12 protein-coding genes are annotated in these 14011 nt (G+C 70.3%); 5 read left to right on the forward strand and 7 right to left on the reverse strand.

Translation table 11 applies throughout. The annotated features are described in order from the left end of the window. Nucleotides 1–858 (forward strand): ThiF family adenylyltransferase (locus tag D7X74_RS31140; RefSeq protein WP_233602331.1); only part of this gene is annotated, 858 nt, incomplete at its 5' end. A gap of 16 nt (nt 859–874) precedes the next feature. Here D7X74_RS31140 and D7X74_RS31145 read toward each other — a convergent pair. Then, nucleotides 875–1840, reverse strand: a complete 966-nt coding sequence (locus D7X74_RS31145) for a PD-(D/E)XK nuclease family protein (RefSeq protein ID WP_120536650.1) — start codon at nt 1838–1840, stop codon at nt 875–877. 140 nt (nt 1841–1980) lie between these two features. Between D7X74_RS31145 and mutY the strand changes: the two genes are divergently transcribed. Together mutY and D7X74_RS31155 are read left to right on the forward strand one after the other, a co-directional pair. After that, a complete protein-coding gene (gene mutY, locus D7X74_RS31150) occupies nt 1981–3174 on the forward strand; it encodes an A/G-specific adenine glycosylase (RefSeq protein WP_120536651.1) in 1194 nt (397 codons plus the stop codon). A 198-nt stretch (nt 3175–3372) separates the two neighbouring features. Next, nucleotides 3373–3597, forward strand: a complete 225-nt coding sequence (locus D7X74_RS31155) for a DUF2934 domain-containing protein (protein WP_120536652.1) — start codon at nt 3373–3375, stop codon at nt 3595–3597. Between the two features lie 22 nt (nt 3598–3619). Here the strand turns inward: D7X74_RS31155 and D7X74_RS31160 are convergent, their stop codons facing one another. The 3 genes from D7X74_RS31160 to D7X74_RS31170 all read right to left on the reverse strand — a co-directional run bounded on the left by D7X74_RS31160 (nt 3620) and on the right by D7X74_RS31170 (nt 9188). Then, entirely contained in the window at nt 3620–4714 is a 1095-nt protein-coding gene (locus tag D7X74_RS31160) for a hypothetical protein (protein ID WP_120536653.1), read from the reverse strand. Nucleotides 4715–4779: 65 nt separating this feature from the next. Continuing rightward, a complete protein-coding gene (metH, locus tag D7X74_RS31165; RefSeq protein WP_120536654.1) occupies nt 4780–8295 on the reverse strand; it encodes a methionine synthase in 3516 nt (1171 codons plus the stop codon). After that, on the reverse strand, nt 8292–9188 hold the full coding sequence (locus D7X74_RS31170) for a metalloregulator ArsR/SmtB family transcription factor (protein WP_120536655.1): 897 nt from the start codon (nt 9186–9188) through the stop codon (nt 8292–8294). The genes metH and D7X74_RS31170 overlap by 4 nt, the downstream gene beginning before the upstream one ends. Before the next feature lie 99 nt (nt 9189–9287). Here D7X74_RS31170 and D7X74_RS31175 point away from each other — a divergent pair, with 99 nt between their 5' ends. Both D7X74_RS31175 and D7X74_RS31180 read left to right on the forward strand, forming a co-directional pair. Further along, a complete protein-coding gene (locus D7X74_RS31175) occupies nt 9288–10166 on the forward strand; it encodes a patatin-like phospholipase family protein (RefSeq protein WP_120536656.1) in 879 nt (292 codons plus the stop codon). Between the two features lie 129 nt (nt 10167–10295). Next, on the forward strand, nt 10296–11897 hold the full coding sequence (locus D7X74_RS31180; protein WP_120536657.1) for a S8 family serine peptidase: 1602 nt from the start codon (nt 10296–10298) through the stop codon (nt 11895–11897). A 78-nt stretch (nt 11898–11975) separates the two neighbouring features. Here the strand turns inward: D7X74_RS31180 and D7X74_RS31185 are convergent, their stop codons facing one another. The 3 genes from D7X74_RS31185 to D7X74_RS31195 form a co-directional block, all read right to left on the reverse strand. Next, nucleotides 11976–12425 (reverse strand): CoA-binding protein, encoded by a 450-nt coding sequence (locus D7X74_RS31185; protein ID WP_120536658.1) that lies wholly within the window; start codon nt 12423–12425, stop codon nt 11976–11978. Further along, nucleotides 12422–13294, reverse strand: a complete 873-nt coding sequence (locus D7X74_RS31190; protein ID WP_341870426.1) for a hypothetical protein — start codon at nt 13292–13294, stop codon at nt 12422–12424. The genes D7X74_RS31185 and D7X74_RS31190 overlap by 4 nt, the downstream gene beginning before the upstream one ends. 122 nt (nt 13295–13416) lie before the next feature. Further along, nucleotides 13417–13734, reverse strand: a complete 318-nt coding sequence (locus D7X74_RS31195) for a DUF2795 domain-containing protein (protein ID WP_120536660.1) — start codon at nt 13732–13734, stop codon at nt 13417–13419. Nucleotides 13735–14011: the final 277 nt, after the last annotated feature.

Here is a 14011-nt window from a genome sequence, read left to right on the forward strand (position 1 = left end):
GCCCTCCCCTCCGCCCCCCCGGCCGCTCCGAACGCCGTCGTCGAGCCGTCGCTCGCGAAGCCCTTCAAGCTGTCGCGGCGCTTCGACCGGACGGCGCGCCTCCTGGGCGACAACGCCATGGAGCGGCTGGCCAACTCGCACGTGGTGGTGTTCGGCCTGGGCGGCGTGGGCAGCTTCACCGCGGAGGGCCTGGTGCGAAGCGGCGTGGGCCGGCTGACGCTGGTGGACCACGACGACGTCTGCGTCACCAACACCAACCGCCAGCTGCACGCGACGGTGAAGGCGGTGGGCAAGTCCAAGGCGGAGCTGATGGCCCAGCGCTGCCTGGAGATCAACCCGCAGGCGAAGGTGGAAGCGCTGCGCGAGTTCTACCGCGAGGAGCTGGCGGAGACGCTGCTGCCCGCGGGCCGCTACGACTTCGTGGTGGACGCCATCGACAACGTGAAGGCGAAGCTGCACCTGCTGCACCGGTGCGTGACGCTGGGCCTGCCGGTGGTCAGCTCCATGGGCGCGGCGGGCCGCCTGGACCCGACGGCCATCCGCGTGGAGGACCTGTGCGAGACGCACATGGACCCGTTCGCCAAGGACATCCGCAAGCTGCTCAAGCGCAAGTACGGCGTGGAGACGGAGCGCCACACGGGCATCACCGCCGTGTACTCCATCGAGACGCGGCGCCAGCCCGTCGCCCTCAACTACGACGACGCCACCGACGGCTTCCTGTGCGTCTGCCCGCAGGACAACGAGTTCCACACCTGCGACCACCGCACGCAGATTGACGGCAGCGTGGCGTTCGTCACCTCCGCGTTCGGCATGAACGCGGCGGGCGTGGTGGTGCGCCGGCTGGCCGCGACGCGGTAGGGTTCGGGCCCGGGGGTCAGGCCACGCGCGGACGCACTTCCGCCACCGCCGCCTCACGGCCACACGGGCGGCGGAAGACGCAGCGCGCGCAGGCGTTGAGGTTGTCCGTCTGGGGGAAGGCCTCCGCCCCCTTGGGCGTGTTGGCGGCCGGATCCACGAGCAGCGCCCGCATCCCCGCCACGCTCTTCGCGAAGTGCTGGTGGAACAGGTCCATGGCGGAAGGGTCCACCGCCACGTCGTGCTCCAGGCCCTCGTTCAGGTACACCAGCGACGCTCTCACCTTCTCCAGCGGGTAGCGGTAGCGCTGGGAGATGTAGAGCGCGTAGCCCAGCACCTGCTCGTCGTAGCCCTCGCGCGAGCGGCCCGTCTTCCAGTCCACCACCACGACGGAGCCCGCGTCGTCCACGTAGGCGAAGTCCGGGATGGCGAAGACCTTCACGCCTTCATGGGTGAAGTGCGCGAAGTCGAAGCCCGCGTCCACCTCCAGCCACTGCGGCTGCTTGAGTCCCTTGGCGATGCCGGGCCAGCGCGACTGGAAGAACCACGCGAGCGCCGAGCGCACCGTTTCGAAGTTCTGCTTCCAGGCCTCGTTGGGCACTTCCTCCGCGTACTCGTGCTCCGCGAGGCCGGTGAAGGGCTTGCGGTACTTCTGCGACCAGTACGCCTTGGAGCGCGAGTGCCGGAAGTCGTCCTGCATCAGCTTGTGCGCGCGGGCCTCCACGGCCTTGGGGTCCACCTCGCGGCCGGCGCGCCAGTCCAGCAGCACGTCCTTGAGGGCTTCGTGCACGATGCTGCCCGCCCACGTGTAGCGGTTGGACAGCTTCTTGAGCACGTACAGCTCGCGCACGTCGCGCGCGGCGTCCGCCTCCCAGCCGCCCCAGGAGCGGTAGTAGTAGAGGTAGTAGGCCCGGAGGCACTCGGAGAACTTCTCGTGGCGGCTCTTGGACCAGGAGAAGTCGTTGTGGAGGGGAGGACGGGCCATGGACTCGGCGCATCCTATAGACGATCGCCCGTCCCGCCAGAAGGCCGACGAGCGGAGAGACAACCGCCTGGAATGTGGAAACACGCAGGCCCCACCCGACCGTACGGGTATGGTGTCCGCCAGCCACCGCCCACCATCCCATGAGCCCACGCAAGCGCACCGACAGCGGAGCCCTTCCCCCTCCTGTCACCCCTGAGCGACACGCCGCCCTGCGCGGCCCACTGCTCTCCTGGTACGACCGCAACAAGCGCGACCTGCCCTGGCGCCGCACCCGCGACCCGTATGCCATCTGGCTCAGCGAGGTCATGCTCCAGCAGACCCAGGTGTCCACCGTCATCCCGTACTGGGAGCGTTTCCTCGCGCGCTTTCCCACGGTGAAGGCCCTGGCCGCCGCGCCCCTGGACGACGTGCTCTCCGGCTGGAAGGGCCTGGGCTACTACACCCGCGCGCGCAACCTGCACCGCGCCGCGCAGGAGGTGGTGGAGCGCTTCGGCGGGAAGTTCCCCCCGACGGCGGAAGAGCTCATCACCCTGCCCGGCTTCGGCCGCTACACCGCCGGGGCCGTGGCCTCCATCGCCTTCGGTGAGCCCGCGCCCATCGTGGATGGCAACGTCGCCCGCGTGCTGTCGCGCCTGTTCGAAGTGGAAGGTCTGCCCGGGGACCGCGACCGCGAGGCCACGCTGTGGGCCCTGGCCACGGAGCTTGCGAAGGGCGAGCGCCCCGGCGACTTCAACCAGGCGCTGATGGAGCACGGCGCCACGACGTGCCGTCCGGAGTCCCCACTGTGCCTGCTGTGCCCCGTGCGCGACGGCTGCTTCGCGTACCGCAAGGGCCGCGTGCATGAGCTGCCCCCGGCCAAGGTGCGCGCCGCGCCCCGGAAGCTGTTCCTGGCGCTGGCGGTGTGGCCGCACGCGGGCACGCTCCTGTTCGCCCGACGCGCGGACAAGGGACTCTTCGGCGGCCTCTGGGAGCTGCCCGCCGTGGAGGTGGAAGAAGACACGCCGGAGGCCGAAGCCCTCCAGCGACTGTCCACCACGCTGGGCGCGACGCTCACGCTAGAGGGAACGCTGGACAGCGTGCGCCGGCAGCTCACCCACCGCGACCTCACGCTGCGGCTCCTGCGCGTGTCGGGCGGGCCGCGCCCCACGAAGTCGCCCGCGTTCCAGGAGCTGCGGTGGTGCACGCCGCAGGAAGCGGAGGCGCTGGGCATGAGCACCGCGATGCAGCGCGCGCTGGACGCGGTGCTGGGCCATGGCGTGTTGACAGGCGATGCGCCCGCGCCCGCGAAGAAGAAGGCTCCGGGACGCACCACCAGGAAGGCGACCGGGGGCTGAGCCGGCAGGCGCCCTTGAGGCGCGGACCGACGGTACGGATGCGCTTCACGAGCGGACTTCCTGCCTGCCGGGACGCGTCCATCCTTCAACACAAAGCGATGGGCGGTGTCGCGCCGACAACCTCCTACGCGCGGGGTCACTTCCGTGTCACGGGGTGCGGCCTGAAGCTTCGGGCCGCCTTTCCCAGGAGGAGCGCCCATGGCCCGTCAGAACACGCAGAAGACGCCGCAGCCCCCGGCCCCGAAGTCCACGCCGGAGCGGACCCAGGACAAGCCGGCCGCGAACGCGTCCGCGAGCACTCCCACGAACGAGCAGATCGCCCGGCGCGCCTTCGAAATCTACCAGGCCCGGGGCGGCACCCACGGCAGCTCCGAACAGGATTGGTTCCAGGCCGAGCGCGAGCTGAAGCTCGGCCGTCAGTAGCGCGTCGTCGGACGGCCGCGCCTCAGTGGGCGTGCGTCGGTCCCTGCACGGCCGGGCGCTCGAGTTCGAGCGCCCGCTTCAACCGGCGCTGCGACTGCTTCAACTCCTCCAGGATGCGCTCGGCGTCCACCACCGAGCGCATCGCGAGCCCGCACGCGGGCGTCAGCAGCACCGTGGACACCGCCTGCGCGAAGCCGATGCCCTGGGGCAGCGCCGCCTTCAGCGACGCCTCCACGGAGTCCGCCAGCTCCTCCACCGAATACGTGGACGCCAGGTCGGTGGGGATGACGCCCAGGCTGAACGTCGCGCCGGAGGCGAGGAAGCGCTCCAGCGCCTCGCGCTCCTCCAGCATCGCGTCCAGCGACAGCCGCACGTCCAGGGACACCAGGTCCGCCTGCGCGTCCAGGAGCACGCCCCAGTCCGTGTTGCCGCAGCAGTGGATGCCCACGAGCGCGCCCTCGCGCTGCAGGGCCACCACCAGCAGGCGCAATTCCTGCTGCGCCAGCAGGTGCTGCGGGTTCATCTTCACGTAGGCGTAGAGGCCCGGCTCATCCAGGTAGAACAGCGGCGTGGTGCCGGTGCGCTTCAGGGCGCGCACCATCGCCAGCGCGCGCACCATCACCAGCCGGTAGAACGCGTCGTCCAGGCCAGGCACCGTCAGCACCGGCTCCCCCGTCGTGGTGCGCACCACCGAGCGGACCGTGAAGGGCCCGGACAGCTGCGCCTTCGCGAACGCGAGCTTGCGGTGCTCCACCTCCCACAAGAAGGGCCTCCACGCGCGGCACGCTTCCGGGGTGGGCTCGAAGGCCTCCAGGTTCCCGGACGCCAGCGCCTGCTCCAGCTTCGCCTCGAAGGCCGCGCGGCCCGCGTTCCATTCCGCCACGTCCACCGTGCAGACGCCGTCCTCGTCGAAGCGCAGGCCCGGCAGGCCCTCCAGCGCGGCGGGAATCATCAGCTCCCCGGGGTGCCCCACGGGAAGCTGCGGCAGGAACGGGATGTCCATGGCGAGCGCGGCCTGCAGCCCCAGCTCCACCTGGGTGTGCGGCAGGCTGCCGATGCCCGTGGTGGCACACGCGGGCAGGAGCTGGACGGCGCGACGGATGGTGGGCGAAGGCATGGGGGCAATCTAACCCTTCCGGTGGAACAGGGCCCGGGGTTCTCCATCCGCCCGGGCCCGACGCGTCAGGTCACGGAGAAATACGTGGCGCCCGGGTGGTGGAAGACGATGGCGGACACGCTCGCCTCGGGCTCCATCATGCAGCCGTCGGTGAGCTGCACGCCGATCTCCTCCGGCTTGAGCGCGGCGAACAGCTTCGTCTGGTCCTCCAGCCGGGGGCACGCCGGGTAGCCGAACGAGTAGCGCTTGCCGGTGTACTCCGCGCGGAAGCGCTCCAGCATCGTCATCTCCGCCCGGTCCGGGAAACCCCACATGCTGCGCAGCTGCGTGTGCAGCAGCTCCGCGTAGCCCTCCGCCGTCTCCAGCGCCAGGGCCTGCACCGCGTGCATCTTGAGGAACTCGCCCTTCGCCTTGAAGCCATCCGCCAGCTCGCGGATGCCCGAGCCCGCGGTGGTGACGAACATCGCCACCGCGTCCACGGGCTTGCCGTTCTCCAGCGGCTTCACGTAGTCGGCCAGGCACAGGCCGTTGTCCTTGTCCTGGCGCGGGAAGTCGAAGGTCGTGACGGGCTCGCCCGTGGTGCCGTCGAAGAGGAGCACGCGGTCGCCTTCGCTCGCGGCCTTGTAGAACTGGAAGACGGAGCGCGCATGCATCACGCCGCCCCGGAGCAGCGTCTTCAGCTCCTCCACCGCCTCCTTCAGCGCCAGCGCCTTGCGGCCCTCTTCCGTCTTCGCCAGCTCCGCCTCCGCCGGGGTGCCCAGCGCGCGCGACGACGTGCGCAGGCCCAGGTGCCGGCCGTACAGCATCACCGGGTTGATGAACTTCCAGATGTGATCCAACGGGGTATTGGTCAGCACGTGCCGAGCGAAGTCCGGCGCGGGCGGCACCGAGGCCAGCACCGGCACCTCCGTGCTGCGCGGGCGTCGCACCGGGGCGGCGGGCGCGGGGCGCTCCTTCACCTCCTGCGCGAGCTTGAGGCGGCGCGCGGCCAGGTCGTCGCGCAGCTTCGAGTGCGCCGCGGGTTCGACAATCTGCTTCGCCAGCTCCAGGCCGTTCATTGCGTCCTGGGCGTAGGCCACCGTGCCGCCGCCGTAGGCCGGGGCGATGTTGCGGTCCACGAAGTTGCGGCTGAGCGCGGCGCCGCCCACCAGGATGGGCACCTCCACGCCCGCGCGCTTGAGGTCCTCCGCCGTCGCCACCATCTGGTGCGCGCTCTTCACCAACAGGCCCGACAGCCCGAGGATGTCCGGCTGGTGCTCCTTCACCGCCTTCACCAACTGCTCGGGCGGGACCTTGATGCCCAGGTTCACCACCTGGAAGCCGTTGTTGGCGAGGATGATCTCCACCAGGTTCTTGCCGATGTCGTGCACGTCGCCCTTCACCGTGGCGAGGACGATCTTCCCGCGCGACGCCGCCTGGGTCTTGCTCATGTGCGGCTCCAGGTGGCCCACCGCGGCCTTCATCGACTCCGCGCTCTGGAGCACCTCCGCGACGATGAGCTCGTTGGCGCCGAAGAGGCGGCCCACCTCGTCCATGCCCTTCATCAGCGGCCCGTTGATGATCTCCAGGGGCGGCATCTCCTTCATCGCCAGGTCCAGGTCCGCGAAGAGGCCGTCGCGCGTGCCCTCGATGATGTAGCGCTGCAGCCGCTCATTCAGCGGCAGGCTGCTCACCTGCGCCCGCGCGGGCTTGCGCTCGCGGAAGTGCGCCGCGAAGGGCGTCACGGGGTCCGCGCCCCGGTTGTAGAGCAGGTCCTCCGACAGCTTGCGCTCCTCCTCCGGAAGGGACGGGTAGCGCTCCAGCTTCTCCGAGTTGACGAGCGCCATGTCCAGGCCCGCCTGCACGCAGTGGTACAGGAACACGGAGTTGAGCACCTCGCGGCCCGCAGTGGGCAGGCCGAAGGACACATTGCTGATGCCCAGCACCGTGCGGCACTGCGGGAAGCGCTGCTTGATGAGGCGCACGCCTTCAATGGTCTGCACGCCGCTGCCGGTGTACTGCGCGTCGCCGGAGGCGCAGGGGAACACGAGCGGGTCGAAGTACAGGTCCTCCGCGCGCATGCCGTACTTCTTCGTCAGCAACTCGAAGCTGCGCTCGGCCACCGCCAGCTTGCGCTCGGCGGTGACGGCCATGCCGACCTCGTCGATGCAGCCCACCACCAGCGCCGCGCCGAACGCCTTCGCCAGCGGGACGACCTTCTCGAAGCGCTCCTCGCCGTCCTCCAGGTTGACGGAGTTGATGATGGCCTTGCCCTGGCAGTACGTGAGCGCCATGGCGATGACCTTCTCGTCCGTCGAGTCGATCATCAGCGGCACGCGCACCTTCTTCACGACCACGTCCAGGAACTGGCGCATGTCGTCCAGCTCATCCCGGTCCGGGTTCGCGAGGCAGATGTCGATGACCTGCGCCGCGCGGCGCACCTGGGCACGGGCGATTTCGGACGCGTCGTCGAACTGGCCCGCGACGATGAGCTCCTTGAACTTCTTGCTGCCGATGACGTTCGTGCGCTCGCCCACGATGATGGGGCGCTGCTCGTCCGTCACCTCCAGGTAGTCCACGCCGGACAGCGACGAGCGCGGCTTGGGCACCTCCGTGCGCGGCTTCAGACCCTTCACCATCGCGGCCAGCGCGTCGATGTGGCCCGCGTGCGTGCCACAACAGCCACCCACCACGTTGAGCCAGCCGTTGTCACAGAAGCGCTTGAGCGACCGGGCAATCATCTCCGGCGACTCCAGGTACTGACCGTTCTCATCCGGCAGGCCCGCGTTGGGCACGCACGACACCGGGAAGGAGCACATTGCGGACAGCGTGCGGATGTGGTCCGTCATGAAGTCCGGGCCGGTGGCGCAGTTGAGCCCCAGGTACAGCAGGTCCGTGTGCTCCAGCGACGTGGCCAGGCTCTCCACCGACTGGCCCGCGAGCATCGTGCCCATGGGCTCGATGGTGCCCGACACCGCCACCGGAATCGCCCAGCCCAGCTTGCGGAACGCCCGGTCGATGCCGATGAGCGCCGCCTTCACGTTGCGCGTGTCCTGCGCCGTCTCCACCAGCAGGTAGTCGGAGCCGCCCAGCGCCAGCCCTTCGGCCTGCACGGCGAAGTTGTCCACCAGCTCCTCGAACGTGATGCCGCCCGTGACGCTGATGGCCTTCGTGGTGGGACCAATGGAGCCCGCCACCCAGCGCATCCGGCCGTCCTTCGCCTCCGCGGCCCTGGCGGCGTTTAGCGCGAGGCGCGACGCGGCGATGTTGATCTCCATCGCCTTGTGCCCCAGGTCGAACTCCGCCAGCACCACCGGCGTGCCGCCGAAGCTGTCCGTCTCCGTCACGTCCGCGCCCGCGGCGAAGTACTTCGCGTGGATGCCCTCGATGACGTCCGGGCGCGTGAGCACCAGGTTCTCGTTGCAGCCCTCGTACTCCGGGCCACCGAAGTCCGCCGCCACCAGGTTGTGGTTCTGCAGCAGCGTCCCCATGGCGCCATCCAGCACCAGGATGCGCTCACGCATCGCGGCCTTCAGGGCCTCCACGCGCAGGCCGTGCTCCCCGGGGGGCAGCGGCAGGGGGTGGGCAGGATGGCTCGTCATGATGGTTTGACTCCGGTGAGCAGGAAGACGCGGAAGGGACTGGCCCCGTCGCGCGCATGCGTCTCGCGGGTGAACGACGTGAAGCCGGCCTCGCGAAGGGCCGCTTCCAGGGTTTCGGGCGCGAAGCCCAGGTGCCGGTGTCCCAACCGCTCCAGCACCCACTTCTCTTCATGCGGCAACAACTCCAACACCACCAGCCGACCGCCGGGCTTGAGCAGCCGTGCGGCTTCCGACACCACCGCCGCCGGCGACTCCACGTGGTGCAGGCTCTGCGAAATCACCACCAGGTCCATCCGCCCGCCCTGAAGCGACAGCCGGTGCAGGTCCTCGCGCAGGAACGTGATGTTGCTCAGCGACTCGCGCTGGGCATGCGCCTTCGCCTGGGCCAGCGCATCCTCGCTCTGGTCGATGGCCCACACGTGCTTCGCCCACCGCGCCAGCGCGCGGCTGAACACGCCCGTGCCGCAGCCGAAGTCCGCCACGTCCAGCGGCGGCAACAGCGACGCCAGCGCCCCCGCCCACAGGAACCACGACTGGCCGGGCTCCAGGAGCCGCTCGTTGAGCGCCTGCCGGTCCTCCCGAGCGCGCAGCAAATCATTGAGCCGGGCGGAGTCCCCCGCCGCGTCCTCCGCCTCGCGCGCCAGCCGGACGAGCGGCCAGCGCGTGTCATCCGATTCCAGCGCCAGCGAGTAGTAGGTAAAGCCCGCCTGCCGCTCCTCGCGGATGAGCCCCAGCCCCTTCAGCTTCGACAGGTGGTGCGACACGGACGACTGCGCCACCCCCACCAGCGACACCAGCTCCGTCACGTTCAACGGCGCCTGCGCCACCAGCCGGAGGATGCGCAGCCGGGTCGTGTCCCCCAGGACACGAAAGGATTGAGAGAGGACGTCCATATCGCCGCATCAACATATATCGATGCTCTGACTTCCACACAATCACCCCGGCGACGCAATGCGTTGCCTTCGGTCACACCCTTCCCGTAAAAATCCGTCATGACGCCCTCCTCCACGCTCCACTCCCTGCTCGAAGGCAAGCGCTTCGGGATGGTCCTCTCCGCGGGCTATTTCGGTTTCTACGGCCACGCGGGCTTCCTGAAGGGCCTGCACGGCGCCGGGCTGAAGCCCCACGCGTACGCGGGCACGTCCGCGGGCGGCATGGTGGCGGCGTACGCGGCGGCGGGCATGCCCATGGACCAGTTGGAGGAGCTGGTGCTGCGCCAGACGCGCGCGAACTTCTGGGACCCGGACCCCATTGGCGCGGTGCTCAACGTGGCGTCCGCGGGGCACGGCTTCACCGGCCTGCTCAAGGGCGAGCGCTTCCGGCGCCTCTTGGAGGACACGCTGCCGGTGCGCTCCTTCGAGGAGACGCCGCACCCGCTGCTGCTCACCGCCGCGAACCTCACCCACGGCACGCACCAGGTGTTCACCACCGGGGAGCTGGCGCCGCGCGTGCACGCCACCTGCGCCTATCCCGGCCTGTTCCGCGCGGTGCCCCTGGACGGCAACCTGTTCTGGGACGGCGGACTCGTGGACAAGGCGCCCGCGCTGTCGCTGCACGAGAGCGCCATTGGCAAGGACCTGGACGCCATCCTGGTGCACTTCCTGCCCAGCAAGACGCGCAAGGTGGTGGGCGGTCCCATGGCCTATCCGCAGGGACTGGCCGCCGGATCCGCCGCGCTCCGGCGCGACCACTTCCGCCTCCAGCTCACCGTGCTCCAGCAGCGCAACGTGCCCGTCTACGTCGTCGTCTCCAACCTGCCACCCGTCACCCCCGCCACGCTGGAGCGCGGCTTCGACGCGTTGGACCAGGCCCGGCTCTCCGCGGAGCGCGCCCTGGCCCGGCCCCCGGTGCCCTTCGAACAGAGCACGTGAAACACATGCATCCCCCACGGCTTCAATGGGATGCGAATAAAACACCAGAACAGAAATGCCTGAATAACTCGACTTGAATGACAGACCGGCATGCGATGGTCGGGACGCTGTTCATCCCGGAGGAAGTCCATGCTGAAGTCGACGCTGTCCCTGCGCCCCCTGCGTGGCGCGGTCATGGCTGTGTCCCTGCTGGCGTTGGCCCCCGTCGCCGGTGCCGCGCCCAGGCTGGCGCCGCGTGCGCTGGCGCCCAAGCCGACGGGGCGTGAGCTGCCCGCGAAGACCTTCGTGGAGCGCCTGGTGGTGAAGTTCCACGAGGGCAGCCACGTGCGCCTGCGCGACGACGGCCTGCGCGTGCTGGCCTCGGAGCGGGGCGCCGCCGAGCGCGAGCTGTTGTCGGGCCTGCGCCTGGACGACGCGCGGGTGGAGGCGGACGTGGCGGAGGTGACGGCGCTGCTGGACCGCGCGCCGCGCATCGGTTCGCTGTCGCGCCTGATGCAGGCAGAAGAGGCGGCGCTGGACGCGAGCAAGCTGTCCGGTGAGGCGAAGGGCGGCCAGCAGCTGGCGGACCTCAACCTGTACTTCGAGGTCCCGCTCTTGCCGGGCACCACGGCGGAGGGCGTGGCGGAGCTGGTGGAGGCGCTCAACCGCGTGCAGAGCGTGGAGGCCGCGTACGCGCAGCCGCCCGCGGAGCCCGCGATGGTGAACTTCGGCATGGAGGCGGGGCTGCGCACGCTCCTGTCCGCGGCGGACATCTCGCCCACGACGCCGCTGTACCAGGCCAACCAGGGCTACCTGAACGCGGCGCCCTCCGGCATCAACGCGACGTATGCGTGGACGGTGAACGGCGGCCGGGGCACCAACGTGCGGTTCGTGGACATCGAGGGTGGCTGGCGCACCACGCACGAGGACTTCCCGTCGTTCTTCCGCGTGGGCGGCACGCAGTTCAGCGACCTGGGCTGGCGCAACCACGGCACCGCGGTGCTGGGTGAAATCATCGGTGCGTCCAACGGCTATGGCGTGACGGGCATCGCCAACCTGGCGACGCCGGGCGTGGAGGCCATTGGCGCGCAGAGCGCCGCGAGCGCCATCACCAACGCGGCGGGCGCGCTGGGCGCGGGCGGCATCATCCTGGTGGAGCTGCACGCGCAGGGCCCCGCGGACGGCACGGCGTGCACGTGCAACGCGGGCCAGTGCAACTACATCGCGATGGAGTACTGGCAGGCGGAGTACGACGCCGTCCGCAACGCGACCGCCAACGGCGTCATCGTGATTGAGGCGGCGGGCAACGGCAGCGCGAACCTGGACGCGGCGGCGTACGGCGGGCGATTCAACCCGGCCACGCGCGACTCCGGCGCCATCCTGGTGGGCGCGAGCACGGCCACCACCCGCGTGCCCATGTGCTGGACCAACTTCGGCGCGCGCGTGAACGTGCACGCCTGGGGCGAGTCCGTCGTCACCACCGGCTACGGCGACCGCTTCGGCACCGCCTACGGCGAGGACCAGTACTACACGTCCACGTTCAGCGGCACCTCCAGCGCGTCGCCCATCGTGGTGGGCGCCGCGGTCAGCGCGCAGGGCGTGGCGCGCGCCAACGGGCGGCTCTTGACGTCCGTGCAGATGCGCGGCCTGCTGCGCAACAACGGCACCGCCCAGGCCGCCGACTCGCGCCAGATTGGCCCGCTGCCGGACCTGCAGAAGGCGCTGCCGAAGGTCATCTCCGGCAACTACTGAAGCACCGCCGCGAGGCCAAGGACAGGCCCTCCGGACCTTCGGGTGCGGGGGGCCTTCTTCCAGCAGGAGTCCGTCCGCTCAGCGTCCGCTGTAGCGGCGGTGATCCACCATCAGGCAGCGGTCCTGCACCACGCGGATGCCCGCATCGGCCAGCCTCTTCGCCGCCGCGTCGTTGCGGATGCCGGACTGGAACCACACCGCCTTGGGCTTCTTCGCGAGGATGTCGTCCACGTGCTGGTCGATGTCCCCCGCGCGGCGGAACACATCCACGAGGTCGATGTCGCCCGGGATGTCCACGAGCTTCCGGTACACCGGCTTGCCCAATATCTGCTTCGCGTCCGGGTAGTAGACGGGCACCGGCACCACGTCCACGCCCGCCTTCGCCAGGTACTCCGGCACGTAGTACGCGGGCTGTCCGGAGTGGTCCTCCGTCTTGATGCCCAGCACCGCCACCCGTCGCGCGTCCTGCACCACGCGCTTCACGCCCGCCTCGTCCTCGATGAGGTTCTGGTGCTCCCCGTGGCTCATGACCCTTCCTCCTGAAGCGTCTCCGCTTGCGATTCGGTGGTGAGCGTCAGCGTCCCGCCATCCACCACCGCGTTCACCTTCAACAGGCGGCGCACCGGCACGAACCGGCCCCAGGCGACCACCTGCTCTCCATCACACGTCACGCCCTTGAGCAGCTCGGGCGAACCCGCCTCCGCCCACGTGGACCGCAGCTCCGCCGGCGCCTGCTCCGGCAGCGCGTCCAGGCACTTGAGCGACAGCACCACCGCGTCGCCGAACATGGTGGGCCGCGTGCCCTGCACCGTGCGCTCCAGCAGATAGGCCCGCTCCACGCCGCCCACGTCGACGAAGTCCACCGCCCAGGTGCGCTGGCCTTCCACCAGGTTGCGCTGCAGGAGCCCCGCGTACTTCGCTTCCCATTCGCGGCGCGTCCGCGTCTCCAGCGCCTCCGGGGTGAAGAAGCGCTCCAGCTCCGGCAGCCCCGAACCCGCTGGCGCCACCTGCCGCAGCGCCTCCTGCGCGGCCTCCGGGCCCACGAGCTTCACGAAGGTGCCGTCCGCCGCCAGGTGCAGGCGCAGGGTGAAGCGCTCCAGCACGGCGCCGGGCAGCGACACCACGTCCTGACCGTCATGCACCTGCCGGGGGGTGCGCACCGCCTGGGCCACCCTCCAGCCACCGTCGGCGGGGCTGAAGCGCGTCTCGGTGGTGAACTCGGCCTGGTCCCGGACGTCCGGCTGCCCCGCGCGCTGGAAGGTGCGGGTGGCGCGCACGGACTCGGTGAGGAGGCGGTCCACGGGCGGCTTGAAGTCCAGACGCACCGGGGGCGGCAGCCCCGGCGCGGGGTTGAGCGGCGGATACCGGGACGAACACCCGGCGACCAGCGACAGCACGAGACAGCACCACGGGAGACCTGGACGCATGCGCTCGCGGACGCTGGCAGAAAGCCGGGGCGCCCGCGAGCGTCTTGCTGGTTCCAGGGGTGTGTGCCGTAAAAGCAAGGCGTCCGTTGGCGCTACGGGTGGCGGGTCTGTCCCTCCGGCGCGCCCTCCACGCGATCGCGCCCGATGTTGCGCCGGTCGCGGTCCACGCCGTCGTCGTCCTTGAGCCCGTTCATCGCGAAGCGGCGCTCCGCCTCCGCCAGGTCGCGCAGCACGTGGTCGCGCAGCATGTACTCCTTCTGGGGCAACGACTTGAGCAGGTTGATGACGTCGACCGGAGCGCCACTGTCACCGGCGGCCTCGACGAGCTCGTCCCGCGTCGCTGGATAATCCACGGAGTCCAGATGCGGGGTGATGGAGCGAGCCGGATCCTCCGCCTGTCCGTAAGCCATCGTGCCTTCCACCTTTCTTCTGCCCGGGCCTCCTGGCCCGGGCGACCGTTCAGGGAACAAAGTGGGGATGGCGCCCGCCCCGGGCCACCCTCGGCGCCGCTACCCCCTCAGACGCCGGGCGGGCCGGGGAGCGGCCGTCTTGCCCGGGTCCGCTTCAGGGTAGAGTCCCCCGCCGCGCCAACACCCGCTGGAGTCAGTCATCCCGATGTCCGCCGCTTCCCTGCTCATCGCCTGGCTCACGCTCGCCAGCCCCCCGGCCCGCCCGGCGTCTGAGGGG

The organism is Corallococcus sp. CA047B (assembly GCF_003612065.1).
GTDB classification, from domain to species: Bacteria; Myxococcota; Myxococcia; order Myxococcales; family Myxococcaceae; genus Corallococcus; species Corallococcus praedator.

What these genes read in the sequence shown, in the direction of transcription:
- D7X74_RS31155 (WP_120536652.1), top strand. Translation starts at nt 3,373, where the DNA reads ATGGCCCGTCAGAACACGCAGAAGACGCCGCAGCCCCCGGCCCCGAAG.
- D7X74_RS31145 (WP_120536650.1), bottom strand. Translation starts at nt 1,840, where the DNA reads ATGGCCCGTCCTCCCCTCCACAACGACTTCTCCTGGTCCAAGAGCCGC.
- metH (WP_120536654.1), bottom strand. Translation starts at nt 8,295, where the DNA reads ATGACGAGCCATCCTGCCCACCCCCTGCCGCTGCCCCCCGGGGAGCAC.
- D7X74_RS31180 (WP_120536657.1), top strand. Translation starts at nt 10,296, where the DNA reads ATGCTGAAGTCGACGCTGTCCCTGCGCCCCCTGCGTGGCGCGGTCATG.
- mutY (WP_120536651.1), top strand. Translation starts at nt 1,981, where the DNA reads ATGAGCCCACGCAAGCGCACCGACAGCGGAGCCCTTCCCCCTCCTGTC.
- D7X74_RS31175 (WP_120536656.1), top strand. Translation starts at nt 9,288, where the DNA reads ATGACGCCCTCCTCCACGCTCCACTCCCTGCTCGAAGGCAAGCGCTTC.
- D7X74_RS31185 (WP_120536658.1), bottom strand. Translation starts at nt 12,425, where the DNA reads ATGAGCCACGGGGAGCACCAGAACCTCATCGAGGACGAGGCGGGCGTG.
- D7X74_RS31195 (WP_120536660.1), bottom strand. Translation starts at nt 13,734, where the DNA reads ATGGCTTACGGACAGGCGGAGGATCCGGCTCGCTCCATCACCCCGCAT.
- D7X74_RS31170 (WP_120536655.1), bottom strand. Translation starts at nt 9,188, where the DNA reads ATGGACGTCCTCTCTCAATCCTTTCGTGTCCTGGGGGACACGACCCGG.
- D7X74_RS31160 (WP_120536653.1), bottom strand. Translation starts at nt 4,714, where the DNA reads ATGCCTTCGCCCACCATCCGTCGCGCCGTCCAGCTCCTGCCCGCGTGT.